27 protein-coding genes are annotated in these 24,964 nt (G+C 55.3%); 10 read left to right on the top strand and 17 right to left on the bottom strand.

Annotation, left to right across the window (positions count from 1 at the left end):
• Nucleotides 1-12: 12 nt before the first annotated feature.
• The 5 genes from flhA to JGF26_RS11085 all read left to right on the top strand — a co-directional run bounded on the left by flhA (nucleotide 13) and on the right by JGF26_RS11085 (nucleotide 6,273).
• A complete protein-coding gene (gene flhA / locus JGF26_RS11105; protein ID WP_134707867.1) occupies nucleotides 13-2,085 on the top strand; it encodes a formate hydrogenlyase transcriptional activator FlhA in 2,073 nt (690 codons plus the stop codon).
• Between the two features lie 154 nt (nucleotides 2,086-2,239).
• Nucleotides 2,240-3,238, top strand: a complete 999-nt coding sequence (locus JGF26_RS11100; protein ID WP_028016845.1) for an ABC transporter substrate-binding protein — start codon at nucleotides 2,240-2,242, stop codon at nucleotides 3,236-3,238.
• Nucleotides 3,238-4,275 (top strand): iron ABC transporter permease, encoded by a 1,038-nt coding sequence (locus tag JGF26_RS11095; RefSeq protein WP_028016846.1) that lies wholly within the window; start codon nucleotides 3,238-3,240, stop codon nucleotides 4,273-4,275. The genes JGF26_RS11100 and JGF26_RS11095 overlap by 1 nt, the downstream gene beginning before the upstream one ends.
• Complete coding sequence (locus tag JGF26_RS11090; RefSeq protein WP_028016847.1) at nucleotides 4,275-5,036, top strand: ABC transporter ATP-binding protein; 762 nt, start codon at nucleotides 4,275-4,277, stop codon at nucleotides 5,034-5,036. The genes JGF26_RS11095 and JGF26_RS11090 overlap by 1 nt, the downstream gene beginning before the upstream one ends.
• Nucleotides 5,037-5,052: 16 nt before the next feature.
• Complete coding sequence (locus JGF26_RS11085) at nucleotides 5,053-6,273, top strand: MFS transporter (RefSeq protein ID WP_134707868.1); 1,221 nt, start codon at nucleotides 5,053-5,055, stop codon at nucleotides 6,271-6,273.
• Between the two features lie 5 nt (nucleotides 6,274-6,278).
• Here the strand turns inward: JGF26_RS11085 and JGF26_RS11080 are convergent, their stop codons facing one another.
• Nucleotides 6,279-6,623, bottom strand: a complete 345-nt coding sequence (locus JGF26_RS11080; RefSeq protein ID WP_108091032.1) for a nitrous oxide-stimulated promoter family protein — start codon at nucleotides 6,621-6,623, stop codon at nucleotides 6,279-6,281.
• Between the two features lie 175 nt (nucleotides 6,624-6,798).
• Here JGF26_RS11080 and JGF26_RS11075 point away from each other — a divergent pair, with 175 nt between their 5' ends.
• Complete coding sequence (locus JGF26_RS11075; RefSeq protein ID WP_028016850.1) at nucleotides 6,799-7,029, top strand: SymE family type I addiction module toxin; 231 nt, start codon at nucleotides 6,799-6,801, stop codon at nucleotides 7,027-7,029.
• 112 nt (nucleotides 7,030-7,141) lie between these two features.
• Entirely contained in the window at nucleotides 7,142-9,703 is a 2,562-nt protein-coding gene (gene mutS / locus JGF26_RS11070) for a DNA mismatch repair protein MutS (RefSeq protein ID WP_128347330.1), read from the top strand.
• An 81-nt stretch (nucleotides 9,704-9,784) separates the two neighbouring features.
• Here the strand turns inward: mutS and JGF26_RS11065 are convergent, their stop codons facing one another.
• From JGF26_RS11065 to JGF26_RS11055, 3 genes are read right to left on the bottom strand one after another with little or no spacing between them, the layout of a single operon-like run.
• Nucleotides 9,785-10,006 carry a non-oxidative hydroxyarylic acid decarboxylases subunit D gene (locus tag JGF26_RS11065; RefSeq protein WP_028016852.1) on the bottom strand — a complete coding sequence of 74 codons (222 nt, stop codon included), beginning with the start codon at nucleotides 10,004-10,006 and terminating at the stop codon, nucleotides 9,785-9,787.
• 10 nt (nucleotides 10,007-10,016) lie between these two features.
• Nucleotides 10,017-11,444: a non-oxidative hydroxyarylic acid decarboxylases subunit C gene (locus JGF26_RS11060; protein ID WP_134707869.1), complete on the bottom strand. Its 1,428-nt coding sequence runs from the start codon at nucleotides 11,442-11,444 to the stop codon at nucleotides 10,017-10,019.
• Nucleotides 11,434-12,036 (bottom strand): non-oxidative hydroxyarylic acid decarboxylases subunit B, encoded by a 603-nt coding sequence (locus tag JGF26_RS11055; RefSeq protein ID WP_134707870.1) that lies wholly within the window; start codon nucleotides 12,034-12,036, stop codon nucleotides 11,434-11,436. The genes JGF26_RS11060 and JGF26_RS11055 overlap by 11 nt, the downstream gene beginning before the upstream one ends.
• A 170-nt stretch (nucleotides 12,037-12,206) precedes the next feature.
• On the opposite strand from JGF26_RS11055, the gene JGF26_RS11050 reads away from it, so the two are divergent.
• A complete protein-coding gene (locus JGF26_RS11050) occupies nucleotides 12,207-12,614 on the top strand; it encodes a MarR family transcriptional regulator (RefSeq protein WP_049007385.1) in 408 nt (135 codons plus the stop codon).
• Here JGF26_RS11050 and JGF26_RS11045 read toward each other — a convergent pair.
• Nucleotides 12,611-13,498: a LysR family transcriptional regulator gene (locus JGF26_RS11045; protein WP_134707871.1), complete on the bottom strand. Its 888-nt coding sequence runs from the start codon at nucleotides 13,496-13,498 to the stop codon at nucleotides 12,611-12,613. The two genes, JGF26_RS11050 and JGF26_RS11045, sit on opposite strands and share 4 nt — an antisense overlap.
• 108 nt (nucleotides 13,499-13,606) lie before the next feature.
• Here JGF26_RS11045 and JGF26_RS11040 point away from each other — a divergent pair, with 108 nt between their 5' ends.
• Together JGF26_RS11040 and JGF26_RS11035 are read left to right on the top strand one after the other, a co-directional pair.
• Nucleotides 13,607-14,815: an MFS transporter gene (locus tag JGF26_RS11040; RefSeq protein WP_134707872.1), complete on the top strand. Its 1,209-nt coding sequence runs from the start codon at nucleotides 13,607-13,609 to the stop codon at nucleotides 14,813-14,815.
• Nucleotides 14,812-15,189 carry a DUF4440 domain-containing protein gene (locus JGF26_RS11035; protein WP_028016858.1) on the top strand — a complete coding sequence of 126 codons (378 nt, stop codon included), beginning with the start codon at nucleotides 14,812-14,814 and terminating at the stop codon, nucleotides 15,187-15,189. The genes JGF26_RS11040 and JGF26_RS11035 overlap by 4 nt, the downstream gene beginning before the upstream one ends.
• Before the next feature lie 53 nt (nucleotides 15,190-15,242).
• Here JGF26_RS11035 and rpoS read toward each other — a convergent pair whose 3' ends face one another.
• The 12 genes from rpoS to cysD form a co-directional block, all read right to left on the bottom strand.
• Complete coding sequence (rpoS, locus tag JGF26_RS11030; protein WP_008499600.1) at nucleotides 15,243-16,235, bottom strand: RNA polymerase sigma factor RpoS; 993 nt, start codon at nucleotides 16,233-16,235, stop codon at nucleotides 15,243-15,245.
• Between the two features lie 59 nt (nucleotides 16,236-16,294).
• Nucleotides 16,295-17,419, bottom strand: a complete 1,125-nt coding sequence (gene nlpD, locus JGF26_RS11025) for a murein hydrolase activator NlpD (protein WP_028016859.1) — start codon at nucleotides 17,417-17,419, stop codon at nucleotides 16,295-16,297.
• A 116-nt stretch (nucleotides 17,420-17,535) separates the two neighbouring features.
• Complete coding sequence (locus JGF26_RS11020; RefSeq protein ID WP_023333224.1) at nucleotides 17,536-18,162, bottom strand: protein-L-isoaspartate(D-aspartate) O-methyltransferase; 627 nt, start codon at nucleotides 18,160-18,162, stop codon at nucleotides 17,536-17,538.
• Nucleotides 18,156-18,917 (bottom strand): 5'/3'-nucleotidase SurE, encoded by a 762-nt coding sequence (gene surE, locus JGF26_RS11015; RefSeq protein ID WP_028016860.1) that lies wholly within the window; start codon nucleotides 18,915-18,917, stop codon nucleotides 18,156-18,158. Before surE ends, JGF26_RS11020 begins: the two co-directional genes overlap by 7 nt.
• Nucleotides 18,898-19,947, bottom strand: a complete 1,050-nt coding sequence (gene truD, locus JGF26_RS11010; protein WP_134707873.1) for a tRNA pseudouridine(13) synthase TruD — start codon at nucleotides 19,945-19,947, stop codon at nucleotides 18,898-18,900. Before truD ends, surE begins: the two co-directional genes overlap by 20 nt.
• Complete coding sequence (gene ispF, locus JGF26_RS11005) at nucleotides 19,944-20,423, bottom strand: 2-C-methyl-D-erythritol 2,4-cyclodiphosphate synthase (RefSeq protein ID WP_114978621.1); 480 nt, start codon at nucleotides 20,421-20,423, stop codon at nucleotides 19,944-19,946. The genes truD and ispF overlap by 4 nt, the downstream gene beginning before the upstream one ends.
• Nucleotides 20,423-21,133 (bottom strand): 2-C-methyl-D-erythritol 4-phosphate cytidylyltransferase, encoded by a 711-nt coding sequence (gene ispD, locus JGF26_RS11000; RefSeq protein ID WP_128347324.1) that lies wholly within the window; start codon nucleotides 21,131-21,133, stop codon nucleotides 20,423-20,425. The genes ispF and ispD overlap by 1 nt, the downstream gene beginning before the upstream one ends.
• Before the next feature lie 19 nt (nucleotides 21,134-21,152).
• Nucleotides 21,153-21,464 carry a cell division protein FtsB gene (gene ftsB / locus JGF26_RS10995; RefSeq protein WP_008499609.1) on the bottom strand — a complete coding sequence of 104 codons (312 nt, stop codon included), beginning with the start codon at nucleotides 21,462-21,464 and terminating at the stop codon, nucleotides 21,153-21,155.
• Nucleotides 21,465-21,629: 165 nt separating this feature from the next.
• Nucleotides 21,630-21,956, bottom strand: coding sequence for a DUF3561 family protein (locus tag JGF26_RS10990; RefSeq protein ID WP_028016864.1), 327 nt, complete (start codon nucleotides 21,954-21,956; stop codon nucleotides 21,630-21,632).
• Nucleotides 21,957-22,014: 58 nt separating this feature from the next.
• The gene (gene cysC / locus JGF26_RS10985) at nucleotides 22,015-22,620 is read right to left on the bottom strand and encodes an adenylyl-sulfate kinase (RefSeq protein WP_049007380.1); all 606 of its coding nucleotides are present in this window, start codon (nucleotides 22,618-22,620) and stop codon (nucleotides 22,015-22,017) included.
• The gene (cysN, locus tag JGF26_RS10980) at nucleotides 22,620-24,044 is read right to left on the bottom strand and encodes a sulfate adenylyltransferase subunit CysN (protein WP_049007379.1); all 1,425 of its coding nucleotides are present in this window, start codon (nucleotides 24,042-24,044) and stop codon (nucleotides 22,620-22,622) included. The genes cysC and cysN overlap by 1 nt, the downstream gene beginning before the upstream one ends.
• Before the next feature lie 9 nt (nucleotides 24,045-24,053).
• Complete coding sequence (gene cysD / locus JGF26_RS10975; protein ID WP_006811770.1) at nucleotides 24,054-24,962, bottom strand: sulfate adenylyltransferase subunit CysD; 909 nt, start codon at nucleotides 24,960-24,962, stop codon at nucleotides 24,054-24,056.
• Between the last annotated feature and the right edge of the window lie 2 nt (nucleotides 24,963-24,964).

The following is a 24,964-nucleotide window of genomic DNA, read 5'->3' as shown; positions in this document are numbered from 1 at the left end:
CTGGAAAGCACTATGCCATATACACCAATGAGCGATCTTGGACAGCAGGGCCTGTTTGATATCACGCGCACACTTTTACAGCAGCCCGATCTCGGTGCGCTGAGCGATGCCCTGGCACGCCTGGTCAGACAATCGGCGCTGGCAGACAGCGCCGCGATTGTGCTCTGGCATAGCGGAACGCATCGTGCGAGCTATTACTCCACGCGTGATAATGACAAAACGTTTGAATACGAAGATGAAACCTATCTCGCTCATGGCCCGGTGCGCCGTATTCTCTCCCGGCCTGAAATCCTGCACTGTAATTTTCAGGAGTTCCGGCAGGCCTGGCCGAAGCTGGCGGAAAGTCCTCTCTATCACTCTTTCGGTCATTACTGCATGTTGCCGCTGGCCGCGGAAGGTCATATTTTTGGCGGCTGCGAGTTTATCCGCACAACCGACCAGCCCTGGAGCGAGGCGGAATACGAGCGTCTGCACACCTTTACCCAGATTGTGGCCGTCGTCGCGGAGCAGATCCAAAGCCGTGTCACCAATAACGTCGATTACGACCTGCTGAGCCGCGAGCGCGACAACTTCCGCATTCTGGTCGCTATTACCAACGCCGTGCTTTCCCGGCTTGATATGGATGAACTGGTCAGCGAAGTCTCGAAAGAGATCCACCACTATTTCAAAATCGATGCCATCAGCATTGCGCTGCGGGGGCATCGTAAGGGTAAGCTAAATATCTACTCCACACACTACCTCGATGAAGCCAACCCGGCACACGAGCAAAGCGAAGTGGATGAAGCGGGCACTCTTTCTGAGCGGGTCTTCAAAAGCAAAGAGATCCTGCTGCTTAACCTTGACGAGCAGGATCCGGTAGCACCCTATGAGCGGATGCTGTTTAACACCTGGGGCAACAAAATTCAGACCCTGTGCCTGCTGCCGCTGATGTCTGGCAATACCATGCTCGGCGTGCTGAAGCTGGCGCAATGTGAGGAAGGGGTGTTTACCACGGCCAACCTGAAGCTGCTGCGCCAGATCGCCGAGCGAATCTCCATCGCGCTGGATAACGCCCTGGCCTATCAGGAGATCCACCGTCTGAAAGAGCGGCTGGTGGATGAAAACCTGGCCCTGACCGAACAGCTCAACAACGTGGACAGCGAGTTTGGTGAAATCATCGGGCGCAGCGACGCGATGTACAGCGTCCTCAAGCAGGTGGAGATGGTGGCTCAAAGCGACAGTACGGTTCTGATCCTGGGCGAAACTGGCACGGGTAAAGAGTTGATTGCCCGCGCCATCCACAACCTGAGCAACCGCAATGGTCGCCGGATGGTGAAAATGAACTGCGCGGCTATGCCTGCGGGTCTGCTGGAAAGCGATCTTTTCGGCCACGAACGCGGGGCGTTTACCGGTGCCAGTAGCCAGCGCCTGGGTCGTTTTGAGCTGGCGGACAAAAGCTCGCTGTTCCTCGACGAAGTCGGCGATATGCCGCTGGAACTGCAGCCTAAACTACTGCGGGTATTACAGGAGCAAGAGTTTGAACGTCTTGGCAGCAACAAGCTGATCCAGACCGACGTCCGGCTGATTGCCGCCACCAACCGCGACCTGAAAAAAATGGTCGCTGACCGCGAGTTTCGCAGCGATCTTTACTATCGTCTGAACGTCTTCCCGATCTTCCTGCCGCCCCTGCGCGAACGCCCGGAAGATATCCCTCTGCTGGTCAAAGCCTTTACTGCCAAGATCGCGCGCCGGATGGGGCGAAACATCGACAGTATTCCTGCCGAAACGTTGCGCACACTCTCGTCTATGGAGTGGCCCGGCAATGTGCGTGAGCTGGAAAACGTCATTGAACGTGCGGTGTTACTAACGCGAGGTAGCGTGCTGCAACTGTCCCTGCCTGAGGTGACCCTTTCTGACATGACCGTGCCCACCGCCGAGATAGCGAAAGAGGGAGAAGATGAATATCAGCTCATTATGCGCGTACTGAAAGAGACCAACGGTGTGGTAGCCGGGCCAAAAGGGGCGGCCCAGCGTTTAGGGTTAAAACGGACCACTCTGCTGTCGCGTATGAAGCGGCTGGGAATTGATAAAGAGAGTCTGGTTTAAGCTGTCATTCCGGCGGTGTTTTCCTGACACCGCCTTTTATTACCCTGCGCAATTGTCCCTCATTGACACAAAATCGTTTCCTCTGTATAAAATTCCGCCTTAATAATGAGTTTCATTTGCATCAAAAAATAATGTTAATGATGGGTAGCATTTCATGAAAAAGATCTTCTGCGCGTTAGGCCTGGCGGTTGCGTCGGTCAGTTCTGCTCTGGCAACCACGTATCCTCTGACAATTGAAAACTGTGGCTATAAAGAGACGTTCACCAAAGCACCGGAACGCGTCGTGGCCCTGGGTCAGAACACCGTCGAAATTTTGCTTCTGCTGGGTCTGGAGGATAAGGTGAAGGCCAGCGCCTTCTGGCCGACCAAAGTGCTACCGCAGCTGGCGGAACAGAACGCGAAAATCAAAACCCTGACAGTTGAAATCCCTACCCTTGAATCCGTGCTTGCGCAAAATCCTGACTTTGTCCCCGCCCAGACGCCGCTGCTGCTGGGGCCGGAAAGTAAGGTCGCAAAACGCGAAGACCTGATGACCCTCGGCGTGAACAGCTACGTGTCACCGGGTATGTGCGCGACCAAAAAAGCCACCGGCGATATGTATGGCAGCCGCCAGAAGCTGTGGGATATGACGTATCTCTATCAAGAGATTGAGGATTTCGCCAAAATCTTTAACGTTGAAGATCGCGGCCAGGCGGTGATTGCCGATTTCAAAAAACGCGAGGCCGAGCTGCGTAAGGAATTCGGCAAGAATAAAAAAGACCTTTCGTTTGTCTTCTGGTTCTCCAGCTCATCCCCTTCTGCAGATGCTTACGTCGGTGGTAAAAATAGCCCCTCCGGGTTTATCGCCAGCCTGATGGGTGGTCATAACGCTATTACGTCCGAGACCGAATGGCCAACCGTAGGTTGGGAAAGCATTATTGCCGCAAATCCGGATGTCATCGTGGTGTCCAGCCTGGACCGCAACCGCTGGGCGCTGGATAACGCGGAAGAAAAAATCAAATTCCTGAAGAACGATCCGGCGGTCAGCCAGCTGGATGCGGTGAAAAAAGGTCATATCGTAGTGATGGACGGCCAGGCGATGAACCCGACGATTCGCACGATTTACGGGGCTGAGCAGGTCGGCGAACAGCTCAGAAAGCTGGGGCTGAACTGATGACCGTCGCTGTTCTTCAGGCCCGACAGGGCCTGGTTCTGACAACGTCATGTTTGCTCGCGTTTGTACTGTTATTTCTGGTCATCGCGCTTGGCGTCAGCGTCGGCGAGCTGTCCATCCCACTGCAAAATGTCTTTTATGCTATCAGCAATAAAATGGGGCTTACCCAGGTTCCGCTCAATCGCATCTATGAGAGTGTTATCTGGGACTTTCGCCTGAGCCGCGCGCTGGTGGCAGCCTGCTGTGGCGCGGGGCTGGCCATCTGCGGCGCAGTATTACAGAGCCTGCTGAAGAACGCGCTGGCGGAACCTTACGTGCTGGGCGTATCTGCGGGTGCGTCTACCGGGGCGGTTTCCGTCGTGGTATTGGGTATCGGCACCGGTGCGGTGTCGCTCTCTGCGGGCGCGTTTGCCGGGGCGTTTGCCGCCTTTGCCTTCGTCGCCTTCCTGACGAACGGTGCGCGTGGCGGTAATGAACGGACCATTCTGGCAGGCGTAGCCGCCTCTCAGTTGTTCAACGCCATTACCGCCTACACCATCAGCACCTCCGCCAGTGCCCAGCAAGCGCGTGATGTCATGTTCTGGCTGTTGGGCAGCTTCAGCGGCGTTCGCTGGCCTGAATTCCAGCTGGTGCTGGTGGTGGTACTGATTGGGTTAGCCGTTTGCCTCTACTATTCCCGGGCGCTGGATGCCTTTACCTTCGGTGATGATGCCGCCGCGTCCCTGGGCATTGCCGTCCCCTGGGTGCGCCTGGCACTCTTTACCACTACTGCGCTGATTACTGCCACAATCGTCAGCATGGCGGGCTCCATCGGCTTTGTAGGGCTGGTGGTACCGCATGTGATGCGTTTCCTGTTTGGGCCGCTGCACCGCACATTGCTGATTGCCAGCGCGCTGGCAGGGGCGATCCTGATGGTGCTGGCAGATATCGCCTCACGCATGCTGATTGCCCCGCAAAGCCTGCCCGTAGGCGTGGTGACCGCGCTGGTGGGTGTACCTTTCTTTGCCGTGATTATCTACCGCTCAAGGAATAAGTGATGAGCATCTGCGCTGAAAATATTACCTGGAAGGTAGGCAAAAAAGTCATCGTTAATGACGTCTCTCTGAAGGTCTCCCGGGGTGAAACCGTCGGGCTGCTAGGACCAAATGGCTGCGGTAAATCCTCGCTTTTGCGTATCCTTGCGGGCCTTCGTCGCCCGGACATCGGCAGCGTAACCCTGGACGGGCAAGATATTTCCCGGATAGCCAAAAAGCAACTCGCCCGCCGGGTCGCCTTCGTTGAACAACACGGGATGACCGATGCGAATATGCGCGTACGTGACGTGGTAAAGCTCGGTCGTATTCCGCATCACTCCCCTTTTTCAAACTGGAGCACGCACGATGACGAGACCGTCACCGCAGCCCTGCAACGCGTGGACATGCAGGATAAAAGCGACCAGGGCTGGCTGAGCCTGTCTGGCGGTGAACGCCAGCGGGTGCATATTGCCCGTGCGCTGGCCCAGACTCCCACTGAAATCCTGCTGGATGAACCGACCAACCACCTGGACATTCACCATCAGATGCAGTTAATGCATTTGATCAGTGAGCTGCCTGTCACCAGTATTGTCGCTATCCACGATCTCAATCATGCTTCGATGTTCTGTGATTCGTTGATTGTGATGCAAAAAGGGCAAATCGTGGCCACGGGAACACCGCAGGAGATCTTATCCGAAGAGCTGCTCTGGGACGTCTTCCGGGTAAAAACCAAAATTGAGATCTCGCCGTTCCATGGCAAAAAGCACATTCACTTTATCGTTTAGGGGCAAGTAAACAACGATGTCCCTTCGTCCTGCCACCACATTCTGGCCGTCCGTTTTACTGGGTAGCCAGTTTGTTTTTAACATTGGTTTTTATGCCGTTGTCCCCTTCCTGGCGATATTCCTGCGCGACGATATGCTGCTCTCCGGCGGGCTGATCGGGCTAATCCTGGGGCTACGCACGTTCTCCCAGCAGGGGATGTTTATTGTCGGGGGGGCGCTCTCGGATCGATTTGGCGCGAAAGTCGTGATCCTGAGCGGGTGCGTTATCCGCGTCGCGGGTTATCTGCTGCTGGCCTTCGGGCAATCTCTGTGGCCCATTATTCTCGGTGCATGTCTGACCGGCATCGGCGGAGCATTATTCTCCCCTTCCATTGAGGCTCTGCTGGCGAAAGCGGGCACGCACAGCGAGGCGAAAGGAAAACGTAGCCGGGCGGAATGGTTTGCTCTCTTTGCTGTCTGTGGTGAGCTCGGTGCAGTGCTGGGCCCGGTTGCGGGAGCTCTGCTGACGGGGCTTGGTTTCCGCCAGGTGGCGCTGGCAGGTGCGGGGGTCTTTATCATTGCGTTAGCGGTGCTCTACTTTTGCCTTCCAGCTTCACACCACCGTTCACAGACGCTAAACATACAGCCCTGGTGGACAACATTCCGCCAGCCGCGCTTTGTCGCCTTTATCATTGCCTACAGCTCGTGGCTGTTAAGCTATAACCAGCTTTATCTGGCGCTGCCGGTGGAGATCCAGCGTTCTGGCGGTAACGAGAAAGATCTCGGCCCACTTTTTATGCTGGCCTCCATTCTGATCATTACCTTACAGTTACCGCTGGCGCGTTTTGCCCGACGCGTGGGCGCGGTGAAGATCCTGCCTCTGGGCTTTTTACTGCTCTCCACCGCCTTTGCGAGCGTGGCGATGTTTGCCCCGATGACGCCGCCGGAAGGCTGGCTTCGCTTACTGCCCTCAGTCTGTTTTGTGACGCTGTTGACGCTGGGACAGATGCTGCTGGTGCCATCGGCAAAAGATCTCATTCCGCGGTTCGCCGTGGAATCAACGCTTGGCGCGCACTACGGCGCACTCGCCACCGCCGGAGGCATTGCGGTACTGGCAGGAAACTTGTTGTTTGGCAGCATGCTGGATCGCGCGCTGGTGCCCTCAACGCAGGCAATGTATCCATGGCTGCTGCTGGCCCTTTTCCCACTCTGCAGCGCGCTGGCCCTGAACGTGATTTGCCGCCCACTCAGAAGCTGAACCAGTCACTTTTTCGGGCGATACTTCACCGGTAGCTCCGGCACGGGACGGCGGTCATCAATCAGATGGCGGATAGTCAGAATGGGATGACGCCACAACATACGCGGGCCAGCCCAGCGCATGACCTGCTTCATCTCTTCACGTCTGGCAGGCTGATAGCAGTGCACCGGGCACTGCTTGCAGGCGGGTTTTTCTTCACCAAATACACACTTATCCAGGCGTTTATCGGCATAAGCCTTAAGCGCCTGATAATAATCCTCTTCCTGAGAAGCCTGTGGACACTGCTTTTCATACAACGCGATCATTTTCGCAATTGTCTCTTTTTCTCGTGATATGCGTTTTCCAGACATAACGACTTACCCAGCAATAAAGTGCATTAATAATACATTTTTAAACTCCAGATTTCAGTTGTTGCATTCCTTTTTCTGAAGCCTGATTCCAGTATTAAGCCTGCACCTCATGAAAATCACTGGTATTTTATACAGGCATCAGAAATGACTATTGTCCGTGCTGCCAGGAGGCCCTATGCAAGAGATCGTGATAACCAAACCCTACCGCCATTTGAAAGTGGGATATTTCAGAAAGCGTCATGAAGACCGTAAAACCAAGATACCAAAGCGTTACAGCGTACATGCAGCGCTGAGCTTAAAAGGTGACTGGCTTGAACAAGCAGGGTTTACCACAAATTCCCAGGTCAGAGTGGGCATAGAGCATGGAAAAATTGTCATTGAGTTAATGCCGGAAGGCACCTCGTAAAGCGCGACATTTTTCTGCGCCGTATCTTTTTTTCATGCGACAATAGAAGGAACAAACGGCCACTCAGCCGATCAAAACGGTTTATTTTCAAAGAAATGGACATCATAACTCCATGAGCACAATCGACAATTTCGACGCACATACGCCGATGATGCAGCAGTATCTGAAGCTGAAGGCACAGCATCCGGAAATCCTGCTGTTTTACCGCATGGGCGATTTTTACGAGCTGTTTTATGACGATGCTAAGCGTGCATCGCAGTTGCTCGACATCTCGCTGACCAAACGTGGTGCATCGGCGGGTGAACCCATTCCTATGGCAGGTATCCCGCATCACGCGGTAGAAAACTACCTGGCCAAACTGGTGAATCAGGGCGAGTCCGTCGCTATCTGCGAACAGATCGGCGACCCGGCGACCTCTAAAGGTCCGGTTGAGCGCAAAGTTGTACGCATCGTCACGCCAGGTACCATCAGTGATGAAGCCCTGCTGCAGGAGCGTCAGGATAACCTGCTGGCGGCACTCTGGCAGGACAGCAAAGGGTTTGGCTACGCGACGCTCGACATCAGCTCCGGACGTTTTCGTCTGAGTGAACCGGCTGACCGTGAAACGATGGCTGCCGAATTGCAGCGCACCAACCCGGCAGAATTACTCTATGCCGAGGATTTCGCCGAAATGGCGCTTATCGAAGGCCGTCGTGGATTGCGCCGCCGTCCGCTTTGGGAGTTCGAAATTGATACCGCGCGTCAGCAACTGAATCTCCAGTTTGGCACCCGCGATCTGATTGGCTTTGGCGTCGAAAACGCCCCGCGCGGACTGTGCGCAGCAGGTTGTCTTCTGCAGTACGTGAAAGACACCCAGCGCACCGCCCTGCCGCATATCCGCTCTATCACGATGGAGCGCCAGCAGGACAGCATCATCATGGATGCCGCTACGCGCCGTAACCTGGAGATCACCCAGAACCTGGCGGGTGGCGTCGAGAATACGCTCGCCTCGGTCCTCGACAGTACGGTGACGCCGATGGGCAGCCGTATGCTTAAACGTTGGCTGCATATGCCGATTCGGGATACCGATACGCTGGTTTGCCGTCAGCAGACGATTGCTGCGTTGCAGGATCGTTATACCGATCTGCAGCCGGTCCTGCGCCAAGTAGGCGATCTGGAACGTATCCTGGCCCGTCTGGCTCTGCGGACAGCGCGCCCACGCGATCTTGCGCGGATGCGTCATGCTTTTCAGCAGCTGCCGGAACTGCGTGCTCAGTTAAGCGACGTAGACAGCGCCCCCGTTCAGAAACTCCGCGAAACCATGGGCGAATTTACCGAGCTTCGCGAGCTGCTGGAGCGCGCCATTATTGATGCACCTCCGGTTCTGGTGCGTGATGGCGGCGTGATTGCCCCTGGCTACAACGAAGAGCTGGACGAATGGCGTGCGCTGGCCGACGGCGCAACAGACTACCTTGATAAGCTGGAAATCCGCGAGCGCGAGCGACTTGGGCTCGACACCCTGAAAGTGGGCTATAACGCGGTACACGGTTACTATATTCAGATCAGCCGCGGGCAGAGCCACCTGGCACCGATTCACTACGTGCGTCGCCAGACATTGAAAAATGCAGAACGCTACATTATTCCTGAGCTGAAAGAGTACGAGGACAAAGTTCTCACCTCGAAAGGCAAAGCGCTGGCTCTGGAAAAACAGCTGTATGACGAGCTGTTTGACATGCTGATGCCACACCTGGCCGACCTGCAGTTAAGCGCCAGTGCGCTGGCGGAACTGGATGTTCTGGTGAATCTTGCAGAACGCGCTGAAACGCTGAACTATACCTGCCCGACTTTTACCGACAAACCCGGCATTCGCATTACCGAAGGTCGTCACCCGGTAGTAGAGCAGGTGCTGAACGAACCGTTCATCGCTAACCCCCTGAACCTGTCGCCGCAGAGAAGGATGCTGATCATTACCGGTCCGAACATGGGCGGTAAAAGTACCTATATGCGCCAGACAGCGCTGATCGCGCTGCTCGCTTACATCGGCAGCTACGTCCCGGCGCAAAACGTGGAGATTGGCCCCATCGACCGCATCTTTACCCGCGTGGGCGCAGCGGACGATCTGGCTAGCGGCCGCTCAACCTTCATGGTTGAAATGACCGAAACGGCTAACATTCTGCATAACGCGACGGAACATAGCCTGGTGCTGATGGACGAAGTCGGACGCGGAACATCAACCTATGATGGTCTGTCACTGGCATGGGCCTGTGCTGAAAGTCTGGCGAATAAGATCAAGGCAATGACCCTGTTCGCAACCCACTATTTCGAGCTGACACAGTTGCCGGAGAAAATGGAAGGGGTTGCTAATGTCCACCTTGATGCGCTGGAACACGGCGACACTATCGCCTTTATGCACACGGTGCAGGATGGCGCGGCGAGCAAGAGCTATGGCCTGGCCGTCGCAGCGCTGGCGGGTGTTCCTAAAGAGGTGATTAAACGCGCGCGTCAGAAACTGCGTGAGCTGGAAAGCCTCTCACCGAATGCGGCTGCAACGCAGATTGATGGCACACAGATGTCGCTGTTAGCACCAGCGGAAGAGACGTCGCCAGCAGTAGAAGCCCTGGAAAACCTCGACCCGGATTCCCTGACGCCGCGTCAGGCGCTGGAGTGGATTTATCGGCTGAAGAGTTTAGTGTAGTTTTTTGCCGGGTGGCGGCTTCGCCTTACCCGGCCTACACAACCCGTAAGCCCGGTAAGCGCAGCGCCACCGGGCTTTTTTTTACAGCAACGGCGGAATGGTCGGCACCTGTGGTGCCTCGTCAATATCCTTCTGCGTCATGCGAAATGCTTCCGGATAGTGATCCCGACTGGTACGGCGCAGCGGTTCAGTATCACGCCAGGTATACAGGCAATGCTGGCACTGATACACAGTCCAGACCCCTTTCACGGGAGATGTCGCCATTACTTCAATGTGTTCATCGGCACAACGTGGACAAATCATCTTTTCCTCCTTATTGACGTGCAGCCAGCATCGCGGTCAGTTTTTCCGCCCAGGCTTTAGTTTCAGGTAAATCCTGTACCGGCTGGCTGTAGTGGCCACGGGTGTCCGGAGCAACTGGCGTCGTAGCATCAATAATCAGCTTGTCGGTAATACCCGCCGGGCTCGAACCAGGGTCAAGTTCAAGCACTGACATGTTCGGCAACTGCACCAGATCACCTGCCGGGTTCACTTTCGATGACAGCGCCCACATCACCTGTGGCAGGTTGAACGGATCGACATCCTCATCCACCATAATGACCATTTTCACGTAGCCCAGACCGTGCGGCGTGGTCATGGCACGTAAACCAACCGCACGAGCAAAACCGCCGTAGCGTTTTTTAGTAGAGATAATCGCCAGCAGACCGTGGGTGTACATCGCATTCACCGCCTGCACTTCCGGGAATTCCGCTTTTAGCTGCTGGTAGAGCGGCACGCAGGTGGCTGGCCCCATCAGATAGTCAATCTCGGTCCACGGCATGCCGAGGTAGAGGGATTCGAAAATCGGTTTGGTGCGGTATGAAACTTTATCAATACGCACCACTGTCATGTTACGGCCACCGGAATAGTGTCCGGTAAACTCACCAAACGGCCCTTCTATCTCACGCTTGCGGCCTTCGATCACCCCTTCGAGGATCACTTCTGACCCCCACGGCACGTCGAAACCGGTCAGCGGTGCGGTAGCAATGGGATACGGGCTTTCACGCAGCGCGCCGGCCATTTCATACTCGGACTGATCGTATTTAAGTGGTGTAGCGCCCATGAGCGTGATGATTGGATCGTTGCCAAGCGTTATCGCAATCGGCAGATCTTCCCCGCGCTCTTCCGCTTTGTGCAGATGCAGAGCAATGTCGTGCATCGGTACCGGCTGCAGTCCGAGCTTGCGCTTGCCCTTCACTTCCATGCGGTAAATACCGACGTTTTGCTTGCCAAAATGATCGGGGTCCAGCGGATCGCGCGAGACAACGCAGGCTTTATCAAGATAAAAACCACCGTCACCGTCGTTCAGGCGAAACAGCGGCAGAATGTCGAACAGGTTAATGTTTTCCCCATCTACCGTGTTTTGTGCCCATGCCGGATTAGCACGGCGCTCAGGTGCAATTGGGAATTTATCCCAGCGGCGGATAAACTCGTCGATCTGTTTTTTGACCGGGGTGTTCGCAGGCAGCCCCATCGAAATGGCGTGATTCTGCCAGGAGCCAATCGTATTCATCACGACACGGGCATCGGTAAACCCGCGAATGTTGTCGAACCACAGCGCGGGGGCACCGTCGCCAATACGTCCCGTTGCGTTGGCTGCCGCAGCCAGATCCGGCTCGGCGTTTACCTCTTCCTCAATTTTCAGCAGTTGCCCTTGCTCATCGAGCGCCTGCAGGAAGCTTCTCAAATCATCAAATGCCATCTTTATTCTCCTGTGAAAAATGTTTCGCCTCCTGCAACCCGTTCCAGCGGCGTGCCTTTTTATGCTCCAGACCAAACTGGTCAAGCACGCGGGTCACAATATGCTGGGTAATGTCATCGGCGGTTTGCGGGTGGTTGTAATACGCAGGCATGGGCGGCACCATCGCCACGCCCATGCGGGAAAGCGCAAGCATATTCTCCAGATGAACGGTGCTGAGCGGCGTTTCACGGGGAACCAGCACCAGCTTACGCCCCTCTTTCAGCACCACATCCGCCGCGCGCCCCACCAGCCCTTCGGCGTAGCCTGCGCGGATCCCCGCCAGCGTTTTCATGCTGCAGGGAATGACGATCATGCCGTCGGTGCGAAATGAGCCGGATGAGATGGTGGCGGCCTGGTCAGCCGGACTGTGGACAACGTCAGCCAGAGCAGCAACGTCCTGCGCGGCGTATGGCGTTTCCAGCTCAATGGTGGTTTTTGCCCACTTCGACATAACCAGGTGGGTCTCCACCTCCGGAATCTCCCGCAAGGCCTGGAGTAGCGCCACGCCCAGCGGAGCGCCTGTCGCCCCTGTCATTCCCACGATCAATCTCATTCAGCACCTCATTTTTTGTTCGTACACGAACATTAAAACTAAACTACTCCCGAACCATTTTCCTGACAAGATCGTTCGCACACGATCACACGAATCGCTAAAAAATGCCGCGTTAAAATCCGGAGCAATAGCGGCTATCATAGTGGGAGATTTTTTCCGTCGGAGTGTTCATGGAACTAAGACAAGAGGCGTTCCACCTGTTACGTCAGCTTTTTCAACAGCATACCGCGCAGTGGCAGCACGCCTTGCCGGAACTGACCAAGCCGCAGTATGCGGTCATGCGCTCAATTGCCGAGCATCCTGGCATTGAACAGGTGGCATTGACCGAAGTCGCGGTTAGCACAAAAGCGACGCTGGCAGAAATGCTAAGCCGCATGGAGGCGCGCGGGCTGGTCAAACGTGAACTCGATCCTGCGGATAAGCGCCGCCGGTTTGTCTTCCTGACGCCAGAAGGAGAAGCCCTGCTTGCAGGCTGTAAACCGGTTGGCAATGAGGTGGATGAGGCGTTTTTAGGACGTCTAAACAAGGCCGAGCGGGAGCAGTTCTCTGCGCTCATCAAAAAGATGATGCACGATTAATTCACGCTGGTGCGCATAAAATCGATAAAGCTGCGCACTTTTGCGGGTACATGCCGGGCATCAGGATAAACCGCGTAGATGCCCTGCCTCGCAAAGGTGTATCCCGGTAAAACCGACACCAGATTTCGCGCATCCAGTGCCTCACGCACCAGCCATTCCGGTAGTAACGCCACACCACTTCCTGCAAGTGCAAAGGCCATTAGCGCCTGCGCACTGTCCGCAAACAAACGCGGTGCTTTTTTAATCTCCAGCGTCTCTGATGCCCCGCTGGCATCTTTTACCTGCCAGTGCAATGGCGAGGCCAGACGCTCGTGAACGAGCCAGTCAGCTTGTGCCAAATGTTCCAGCGATTCAATTGGATTTTTCGCCAGCCACTCGGGCGTCGCGACGGGCAGGATGGAGAAGTGCGAGATCGCAGCTGCGTGATAGCGTGAATCGGCGAGCGTTCCCAGCCGGATGGCGACATCAAAGCGCTCTGAAATTAGGTCGGCATGCAGCGACGACGAAACATGTCTTACGCGAAGATCAGGATGCTGCTGGCTAAACCTGGCCAGCAAAGGAACCACGACCCTTGAACCATACTCCGGTGTGGTCGTGATCCGCAATTCCCCCGTGAGCCCCCCATGATTCGCGCGTACATCGTCCTGCAATTGCTCGGCATCCTTCAGAAGCGCGACGCTGCGTTGATGAAAAAGCGCACCTGCCTCGGTTAAGGTCAGACGTCGGGTGGAACGCAGCAACAGGGTGACGCCCAGCTCAGCTTCGAGCTGGCGGATATTGAAGCTAACCACGGCTTTTGTCAGCCCCATAGCGTCGGCTGCCGCAGTGAAACTGCCGGTATCAGCTACCGCTACAAACATCGCCGTCCGCTGTAAATTAATCATCGTCACTCTTTTTACTGTCAAAATGTGTTTGACAGTATATCTCGCTTTGTCGCATTTATCCGTACCTCCCGGGCCGCTACGATACGCCACCTCACGGGAGGAACCACCATGACGTATCGCAGCAAAGTCGCCGTTGTTTATCTACTGGGCTTTTTTCTTGATTTGATCAACATGTTTATTGCCAGTGTCGCCTTTCCGGCAATAGCGCACACGTTTAACGCTACGCCTTCAACGCTAGCCTGGGTCAGTAACGGGTATATTGCCGGGTTGACGCTGGTGATCCCTTTTAGCACCGTGCTGACACGCCGCATCGGGCCAAAGCGCGTCATCCTGCTCTCGCTTTTACTGTTCAGCGCAACCTCTGTTGCCGCAGGCTTGTCTTCCTCACTGGGAAGCCTGATTGCCTGGCGAGTACTGCAGGGAGTGGGAGGAGGCTTATTGATCCCCATCGGACAAGCACTGACCTGGCAACAGTATAAGCCCCACGAGCGTGCCAGACTTTCTTCAGCGGTCATGCTGGTGGCGTTGCTTGCTCCCGCTTGCTCGCCTGCAATCGGGGGAGTTCTGGTGCAGATGCTAAGCTGGCGGTGGATATTTTTTGCCACCCTTCCCGTTGCGGTGGTGACGTTTATGTTGGCCTCCCTGTGGCTGAAACACGAAATGCCACCGATGAAAGCGACCAGGCTGTTAAATCTGCCTTTGCTGATGAACCCACTTCTGCGTTTTTCCATGCTGGTCTATTTATGTGTACCCGGCATGTTTATTGGGGTGAACGTAACAGGTATGTTTTATCTTCAGAACGAAGCGAACATGACGCCTGCCGAAACGGGAATGCTCATGCTGCCATGGTCTCTGGCATCATTCATGGCGATCACAGCGACGGGCCGCTATTTTAACCGCATCGGCCCTCGGCCACTTATTGTCACGGGTTGCCTGCTGCAGGCGCTGGGCATTTTGCTGTTGCTCAACGTCAACTCAGCCACAACAGCGCTGTTACCCACCGTTGCGTTTGTATTGATGGGAGCAGGAGGCAGTCTTTGCAGCAGCACGGCTCAGAGTAGTGCTTTTTTGACGACGCGCCGGGAAGAGATGCCGGATGCCAGCGCCCTGTGGAATCTTAATCGCCAGTTGAGCTTTTTTGCCGGAGCCCTGCTACTGGCACAGATGCTGAACCTGGCCCAGATATATCTGACACCTCTCGCCGCGTGGCACGGGATGTTTATTTTTGCCGCAGGCATCACCTTATTGCCTGTACTGTATGCTTTTCGTCTTAACAATAAGCAGGTGCTAACACAACTGCGACAGGAGAATTCATGACGCTTTTCGAACAAGAGATTATCGACCTCCACATTGCGCTCGAAAGCTGGTTAGGTAATGGCGAAGGTGATATTGACGCACTGCTCGCCCGTTTCCGGCCTGATTTTTTGATGGTCCCGCCTGGGGGGACCCATATCGACTATGACGGTCTTGTCAGCTTTCTGGAAAAACAGCGCGGAAGCCGTCCCGGACTGAAGATCGTCATCGATGAATTAACAACTCGACAGACATGGAGCCACGGAGCGCTGCTTCACTACCGGGAGACGCAAACTCGTCCCGATCACCCGGTCAACGTGCGCTGGTCAACCGCCCTGCTTAATCTGGAAGGTGATTTGATCACGTGGCGTTTGCTGCACGAAACGGCACAGCCGTAGAAAAAAAGAAAAAGGCCCGTCTCACGACGGGCCTTTTTTTGACGAAAGGTTGCTTATTCGCGGAACAGCGCTTCGATATTCAGACCTTGCCCCTGCAGGATTTCACGCAGGCGGCGCAGACCTTCAACCTGAATCTGACGAACACGTTCACGGGTCAGGCCAATTTCGCGGCCGACGTCTTCCAGTGTTGCAGCTTCATACCCCAGTAAACCGAAACGACGCGCCAGCACTTCACGCTGTTTGGCGTTCAGTTCGAACAGCCATTTGACGATGCTCTGTTTCATGTCATCGTCCTGCGTGGTGTCTTCCGGACCGTTGTCTTTTTCATCGGCCAGGATGTCCAGCAGCGCTTTTTCGGAGTCGCCACCCAGCGGGGTGTCAACCGAGGTAATGCGCTCGTTGAGACGCAGCATACGGCTTACGTCATCAACCGGTTTATCGAGTTGTTCGGCAATTTCTTCTGCGCTTGGCTCGTGGTCCAGTTTATGGGACAACTCGCGTGCGGTACGCAGATAGACGTTCAACTCTTTGACGATGTGAATCGGCAGGCGGATCGTACGGGTCTGGTTCATAATGGCCCGTTCGATGGTCTGACGAATCCACCAGGTCGCGTAGGTTGAGAAACGGAACCCGCGTTCCGGGTCAAACTTCTCAACTGCGCGGATGAGGCCTAAGTTGCCCTCTTCAATCAGATCCAGCAGAGCCAGACCACGATTGCCGTAACGGCGAGCAATTTTCACGACCAGTCGCAAGTTACTTTCAATCATGCGACGACGCGAGGCAACATCACCACGCAAAGCACGACGTGCGAAATAGACTTCTTCTTCGGCCGTTAACAGTGGGGAGTAACCAATCTCCCCAAGGTAAAGCTGAGTCGCGTCCAGTACACGCTGTGTGGCACCCTGCGATAACAGCTCTTCTTCAGCCAAATCGTTATCACTGGGTTCCTCTTCTACTAAGGCTTTTTCGTCAAAAGCCTCTACTCCGTTCTCATCAAATTCCGCGTCTTCATTTAAATCATGAACTTTCAGCGTATTCTGACTCATAAGGTGGCTCCTACCCGTGATCCCTGAACGAGACACCCTGGCTGGCATGCCCCGTCAAATTATCGCTGCGGCAAGTACTGCAGCGGGTTTACGGATTTCCCCTTGTAACGAATTTCAAAATGCAAGCGTGTAGAACTGGTTCCGGTGCTACCCATAGTAGCGATTTTTTGCCCCGCCTTAACTTCTTGTTGTTCCCGGACCAGCATTGTGTCGTTATGGGCGTAGGCACTCAGGTAATCATCGTTATGTTTGATGATAATAAGATTACCGTAACCGCGCAGAGCGTTACCGGCATATACAACACGTCCATCTGCGGTCGCGATGATAGCCTGTCCCTTACTCCCTGCGATATCGATCCCTTTATTTCCACCTTCGGAGGAAGAGAAGTTTTCGATAACCTTGCCGTCAGTTGGCCAGCGCCATGTAGAAATTGGCGAACTGGACGTCATACTGCTGGCAGTCGGTTCAGTAGAGCTAACCACAGGTGCCGTCACGGGTGCTGTGACAACAGTCGCAGTCCCTTTATTATTCGGCAACATTTTGTTAGCAGTCTGATCACCTGAATCCTCAGAATACGTAATTACAGGTTGTGAAGCAACCACTGTGGTGGATTTTTGTGCAGGCTTAACGCTGTTATTTTGTGCAGTCACATCGGCCGCAGAAACGGTGTTACCTGGCGTAAGTGGCTTGCCTGTGGCGTTGCCAACCTGAAGCGTTTGGCCCACTTCCAGTCCATACGGCGCCTGAACGTTGTTACGCTGGGCGAGGTCACGGAAATCGTTCCCGGTAATCCACGCAATGTAGAACAGCGTATCCCCGCGTTTCACGGTATAGGTACTGCCGCCGGTATAGCTGCCTTTAGGAATGTTCCCATACTGACGGTTATAAACTATGCGGCCATTTTGGGTCTGGACAGGTTGTTCAACTGGCTGAACCTGCATTGGCTGTGTAACAGGATGTTGCACAGGCTGAATTTGTGGTGTTTGCTGCGGCGCAGCAGTACCCATTTTAGGTGGCGGCGTGATCAACATTCCGCTGGACGTGCTACCGGAGCCGCTGTTTCCGCCGACGGAACTGACGGGCGCAGGCGCGTTGTTAGAACTTGTACAGCCTGCCAGCCAAAGCGAAACCAGTGATAATGCCGCAACACGGCTGATGGTGAATTTAGGGCTTCCCGCGCTCATTTATCCCCCAGGAATGTGTTAACTACCAGTGACTTAAAATTTACCGTGAAGGCACGACTCTTTCGCGCCACACCATACGCTGAATTTGCCTTAATAACCCTGGATAATTCCGAGTCTCAGGCCAACTCCCCCTTTACCAGAGGCACAAAACGCACGGCTTCCACGGTGTCGATAATAAACTCGCCGCCACGTCGACGAACGCGCTTCAAAAGCTGCTGCTCGTCCCCGACAGGCAAAACAAGAATGCCCCCCTCATCCAGCTGCGACAACAGGGCTGCAGGAATTTCAGGCGGGGCCGCCGTCACGATGATAGCGTCAAACGGGGCGCGAGCCTTCCAACCCTGCCATCCATCACCGTGTCGTGTCGAAACATTATGTAAATCAAGTTGTTTCAGGCGACGACGCGCCTGCCACTGCAAACCTTTAATACGCTCAACGGAGCACACATGATGAACCAGATGCGCCAGGATGGCGGTCTGATACCCCGATCCGGTGCCAATTTCCAGTACACGGGAGTCGGGAGTCAGCTCCAGAAGCTCCGTCATGCGCGCCACCATGTAGGGCTGCGAAATCGTCTGGCCCTGCCCAATAGGCAGCGCCACGTTTTCCCACGCTTTGTGTTCAAACGCCTCGTCTACAAATTTCTCACGCGGAACCTGAGCGAGCGCTTCAAGCACGTGCTCGTCGCGGATCCCCTGCGCGCGTAGTTGTTCCAGAAGAGTTTGTACACGTTTGTTTACCATTGCGCGTTCACTCCTGCGCGATCCAGCCAGCCCGACACCACATCATGCGCGCTATACGCGGTTAAATCTACGTGCAGCGGTGTAACCGAAACATAGCCTTCATCCACGGCGGCAAAGTCGGTATCAGGACCCGCATCGCACTTATCGCCAGGAGGACCGATCCAGTAAAGCGTATTCCCACGTGGATCCTGCTGCGGGATCACCTGATCGGCCGGGTGCCGGCTTCCGCATCGCGTGACGCGAATGCCTTTAATTTCATTCAGCGGGAGATCCGGCACGTTGATATTGAGGATGCGCCCGGTACGCAGCGGCTCACGGCTGAGCGCGCGCAGGATCGAGCAGGTCACCACGGCTGCGGTGTCGTAATGCGTGTGACCGTTTAACGAGACCGCCAGGGCAGGGAACCCCAGATGTCGTCCTTCCATTGCGGCTGCCACGGTACCGGAGTAAATCACGTCATCGCCGAGATTTGGCCCGGCGTTAATACCCGAGACGACGATATCCGGGCGCGGTCGCATTAACGCGTTCACGCCCAGAAATACGCAGTCTGTCGGCGTGCCCATCTGCACGGCAATATCGCCATTTTCAAAGGTAAAAGTGCGAAGCGACGACTCCAGCGTCAGTGAGTTAGACGCTCCACTGCGGTTACGATCGGGGGCCACGACCTGCACATCCGCAAATTCGCGAAGGTGTTTCGCCAGGGTCTGAATGCCCGGCGCGTGGATCCCGTCATCGTTACTCAGCAATATTCGCATAATCACCCGATGTGTTGATAAGTTCCCTGACAACACTGGTGGCAAAGCTACCTGCCGGTAGCCAGAAGCGTAACTCGACGGTTACGTCATCCCACCAGTTCCAGCTTAACTGCTGCGGATAGAGCAGCATCGCGCGGCGTGCTGCGTCGACTTTTTCCCGCACCAGCAATGATTGTAATTCTTGTGCATTCGCAACGGCAGACTGCTCCGCAGCCAGCGCATCGCCCTGCGTCCCCCACTCGCCCGTACCGGGCAACGCGGCGGTAATCATCAGCGTTTTGGCATCCACGCGCGACTGAACATCGGCCATTTCTTCGGCCGTTGCCACAAACCAGCTTCCGCGTCCCGCTAATTGTAGCGCATCGCCAACAACAACTTGATTCGCGTCCGGTTTTTTCAGCCTTTCGCTCACAATCTGATTAAACAACGCACTACGCGCCGCAGACAACCAAAAACTGCGTTTATTCCTGTCACGGACGGGCGCATCACTTTGTGCCCAGCGCAACGCGCCCTGCAGGTTGCTGCCGCCAATACCAAAGCGCTGAGCGCCAAAGTAGTTAGGCACGCCATCGGCGTTGATAGCAGCCAAACGCTTCTCGACGTCATCGCGGTTTGTGATTTCGCGTAGCACCAGCGTAAAATCGTTACCTTTCAAGGCGCCCAGACGCAATTTGCGTTTATGGCGGGCGTACTCCAGCACCTTACAGCCTTCAAGCTCAAATTTGCTTAAATCAGGCATCGTATTGCCGGGAACGCGTGCGCATAGCCACTGTTCAGTGACGGCGTGTTTATCTTTCTGTCCGGCAAAACTCACTTCACGAGCATGAATTTTGAGGAATTTTGCCAGCGCATCGGCCACAAAGCGGGTATTGCAGCCATTTTTCAGAATGCGCACCAGGATATGTTCGCCTTCGCCATCGGGCGCGAACCCCAGATCCTCGACTACGAGGAAATCTTCGGGGCTGGCTTTCAGCACCCCGTTCCCCTGCGGTTTACCGTGCAGGTATGTCAGGTTATCGAAGTCTGTCATGCGTTCGCCTTCACCAGCAGCGCCACGGCTTCACAGGCAATCCCTTCGCCACGGCCGGTAAAGCCCAGTTTCTCCGTGGTGGTTGCTTTGACATTGACGTCATCCATATGGCAACCCAGATCTTCAGCAATAAACACGCGCATCTGAGGAATGTGCGGCAACATTTTTGGTGCCTGAGCGATGATCGTCACATCGACGTTGCCCAGGGTGTAACCTTTGGCCTGAATACGACGCCAGGCTTCACGCAGCAACGCACGGCTATCCGCACCTTTGAAGGCCGGATCCGTGTCAGGAAAAAGCTTGCCAATATCACCCAGCGCAGCAGCACCGAGCAATGCATCGGTTAATGCATGTAATGCCACGTCGCCATCAGAATGCGCCAGCAACCCTTTTTCATAAGGAATACGTACGCCGCCAATGATAATTGGGCCTTCTCCGCCAAAGGCGTGTACATCAAAACCGTGTCCAATTCGCATTATGCCTTCTCCTGATGGGTCGAACGGGTAAGATAAAATTCCGCGAGCTGTAAATCTTCAGGGCGCGTCACTTTTATATTATCAGCACGTCCTTCAACAAGCTCAGGGTGAAAACCGCAATACTCCAGCGCTGAGGCTTCGTCCGTAATGGTCGCACCTTCTTTAAGCGCACGCGTTAAGCAGTCATGGAGTAATTCGCGGGGGAAAAATTGTGGCGTCAACGCGTGCCATAAATCGACGCGATCAACGGTGTGAGCGATAGCCCGTTTACCCGGCTCAGCGCGTTTCATGGTGTCACGCACCGGCGCGGCGAGAATCCCGCCAACCTTGCTTGTTTCGCTCAGGGCCAGCAGGCGCGCGAGATCGTCCTGATGCAGGCATGGACGCGCGGCATCATGCACCAGCACCCACCGGGCATCCCCGGCGGCCCGAATGCCCGCCAGCACGGAATCGGCGCGCTCGGCACCGCCATCGACAACGGTAATCTGCGGATGATTTGCCAGCGGTAACTGCGCGAAGCGCGCATCGCCCGGGCTGATAGCGATGATCACACGCTTCACACGTGGATGCGCCAGCAGCGCCGCCACAGCATGTTCGAGGATCGTTTTATCGCCAATTGAGAGGTATTGCTTGGGACATTCTGTCTGCATGCGCCGGCCAAAACCTGCGGCCGGCACCACGGCGCATACGTCCGAAAAAGTTACTGCCATGTCGTAATCCTGGGCCTGATTATCGATTGTTTTGTGCTGAGCCCTGATTGCGTTTAGACGCATCCGGAACCAGACGATAAAAAGTTTCGCCCGGCTTAGTCATACTGAGTTCATTGCGTGCGCGTTCCTCAATCGCCTCTTGCCCGCCATTGAGGTCATCAATTTCAGCAAAGAGTTGATCGTTTCGCGCCTTAAGTTTGGCGTTTGTTGCCTGCTGAGCCGCAACGTCATCGCTCACCCGGCTATAGTCGTGCAGTCCGTTCTTACCGAACCACAGCGAGTATTGCAGCCAGATCAGCAAAGCCAGCAACAGCAGCGTTAGTTTACCCATCCTGCCCCCTGAAAAACGGCATCATCATCCCAAAACGCCCCAGGGCACTACGCCGGGGGTACAGAGATGCCGCAACATCGCGGGCAAATGTACCACATTTTTTCCGCAGAATCGCCCTGCACAATATCGTCACACAGTTGGTTACGGTTTGAATTATGGCTGAAGTTAGCCCATGAGCCACAAAAATAACAGTCCAAACATCAGGACCACCGTCACAATCGTGACCACGGCACTGTAAAGGAGTTTGCCATTGAGTAGCGAATGCAACGCAATGCCGACGACAACCGCGACGGGCATCAGCGCCAGGAAGAATGGCCAGGTGTAGAGAAAGAAGAACAGCGTATTACCGCCGTAAATGAGAAACGGGATACCCAGCGCCAGTAACCACGAGACGAAGCCGACGATGGCCCCAGGAAATGACCAGGTCGTCTCGTCGTCGGTCGCTATCGGCTCCGACCCGGTGGTAATGATGTAGTTTTCACTGTTGCGCATAGCTAATCCTGTGACCATGACTCATCGCTCGGGTAAATAGCGCCCAAACGATACCGTCTCAGGATCTGATAATATCGTCCCGTCTGAGGAGGTCTAATAATTGGCTTACTAAATTTGTTACCAATTGTTGACCTTCCAGGTGAATTTCAGGCGATTCAGGCGCTTCGTATACTGCGTCTATTCCCGTGAAATTTCGCAGTTCACCCGCACGCGCTTTCTTGTACAGCCCTTTCGGATCGCGCGCTTCACAAATCTCCAGCGGCGTATCGACAAACACTTCGATAAAGCGATCCTGCCCAACGCGCTCACGCACCATCTGGCGCTCTGCCCGGTGCGGAGAGATGAACGCAGTAAGGACCACCAGCCCGGCATCCGCCATCAGGCTCGCCACTTCCCCTACCCGACGGATATTCTCTTTACGGTCTTCGTCGCTGAAGCCCAAATCGTTGCACAGACCATGGCGCACGTTGTCCCCATCCAGCAGGTATGTGCTCACGCCTTGCTGATACAGCGCCTCTTCCAGCGCCCCCGCTACCGTGGATTTACCGGAACCCGACAGCCCGGTAAACCACAGCACAACCCCACGGTGACCGTGGAGTTGCTCACGCTGAGCGACAGTGACCGGATGAGGATGCCAGACGACGTTCTCATCATGAGCAGCCATTACTTCCCTCCCAGCAGATCGCGTGCACCCCAGTGCGGGAAGTGTTTACGCACCAGCGCATTCAGTTCCAGCTCGAAGGCGCTGAACTCAGACGCCACAGCGGCCTGTTCGTTAGGCTCGCGCACCATCCCGGCACCGACGGTGACGTTAGTCAGACGGTCGATAAAGATCAGCCCGCCCGTGACCGGGTTTTGCTGATACGGATCCAGCACCAGTGGCTCGTCGAAGGTCAGATCGACCAGGCCGATGCCGTTCAGCGGCAGCTCGGTGACGTCACGCTGGGTCAGATTGTTGATATCTACCTGGAACTGAATACCGTCCACGCGGGCGCGGGTTTTCTTGCCCGCAATTTTAATGTCGTAGCTTTGCCCAGCGGTCAGCGGCTGTTCGGCCATCCACACCACATCCACGGACGCGCCCTGTACCGCCGTCAGCGTTTCGTGCGCATCCACCAGCAGGTCACCGCGGCTGATATCAATCTCATCTTTCAGCACCAGCGTCACCGCTTCACCGGCTCCCGCCTCCGGCAGGTCACCGTCAAAAGTGACAATACGGGCAATAGCCGATTCTACGCCAGATGGCAGCACTTTGACGCGCTGACCCACTTTCACAGAACCTGATGCAATAGTGCCTGAAAAACCACGGAAATCGAGGTTCGGACGATTCACGTACTGCACCGGGAAACGCATCGGTTGGGTATCAACCACGCGCTGAATTTGAACGGTTTCCAGCACTTCCAGCAGCGTCGGGCCGCTGTACCACGGCATGTTCGTGCTCTGGGACGCGACGTTATCGCCTTCCAGCGCCGAGAGCGGCACAAAACGAATGTCCAGGTTACCTGGCAGCTGTTCGGCAAAGGTCAGGTAGCTCTGGCGGATCTCGTCGAATTTTTCTTCGCTGAAATTCACCAGATCCATTTTATTGATTGCCACCACCAGGTGCTTGATCCCCAGCAGCGTGGAAATAAAACTGTGACGACGGGTTTGATCGAGCACGCCTTTACGGGCGTCGATCAGCAGGATTGCCAGATCGCAGGTGGAAGCACCTGTCGCCATGTTACGGGTGTACTGCTCGTGCCCCGGGGTGTCGGCGATAATAAATTTGCGCTTCTCGGTAGAGAAGTAACGATAAGCCACATCAATGGTGATGCCCTGCTCACGCTCCGCCTGCAGGCCATCCACCAGCAGGGCCAGATCGAGTTTTTCACCCTGGGTGCCGTGACGTTTGCTGTCGTTATGCAGGGAAGAGAGCTGATCTTCGTAAATCTGACGCGTGTCGTGCAGCAGACGGCCAATCAGGGTGCTTTTCCCGTCATCCACGCTGCCGCAGGTCAGAAAGCGCAGCAAGCTCTTATGTTGTTGCGCGTGCAGATAAGCTTCTACGCCGCCTTCTTTGGCAATTTGTTGAGCAATGGTCGTGTTCATGGCGGCTCCTTAGAAATAACCCTGACGTTTCTTCAGCTCCATGGAGCCTGCCTGGTCGCGGTCAATCACGCGCCCCTGTCGCTCACTGGTGGTCGACACCAGCATCTCTTCGATGATCTCCGGCAGCGTCTGCGCGCTGGATTCCACCGCACCGGTCAATGGCCAGCAACCGAGGGTACGGAAACGCACCATCTGTTTTTTGATCACTTCACCGGGCTGCAGGTCGATGCGATCGTCGTCGATCATCATCAGCATCCCGTCGCGCTCCAGTACCGGACGCTCAGCGGCCAGATACAGCGGAACGATCTCGATATTTTCCAGATAGATGTACTGCCAGATATCCAGCTCGGTCCAGTTGGAGAGCGGGAAGACGCGAATGCTTTCGCCTTTGTTGATCTGGCCGTTGTAGTTGTGCCACAGCTCCGGGCGCTGGTTTTTTGGGTCCCAGCGGTGGAAGCGGTCACGGAAAGAGTAGATACGCTCTTTCGCACGGGATTTTTCCTCATCACGACGCGCGCCGCCGAAGGCCGCATCAAAACCGTATTTGTTCAGCGCCTGCTTCAGCCCTTCGGTTTTCATGATGTCAGTGTGCTTGGCGCTGCCGTGCACGAACGGGTTGATGCCCATCGCCACACCTTCCGGGTTTTTATGCACCAGCAGTTCGCAGCCATAGGCTTTGGCGGTACGGTCGCGGAATTCGTACATTTCGCGGAATTTCCAGCCGGTATCCACATGCAGCAACGGGAACGGCAGCGTACCCGGGTAAAACGCTTTACGCGCCAGATGCAGCATGACGCTGGAGTCTTTGCCGATGGAATACATCATCACCGGGTTAGAAAACTCGGCGGCCACTTCGCGGATAATATGGATACTTTCCGCTTCGAGCTGCCGCAGGTGAGTAAGACGTTTTTGGTCCATAA

The sequence above is a fragment of the Enterobacter sp. E1 genome (assembly GCF_016809815.1).
GTDB lineage: Bacteria > Pseudomonadota > Gammaproteobacteria > Enterobacterales > Enterobacteriaceae > Enterobacter > Enterobacter adelaidei.
Note: the sequence above shows the minus strand (reverse complement) of the source record. Positions and strands in the feature narration are given on the sequence as shown.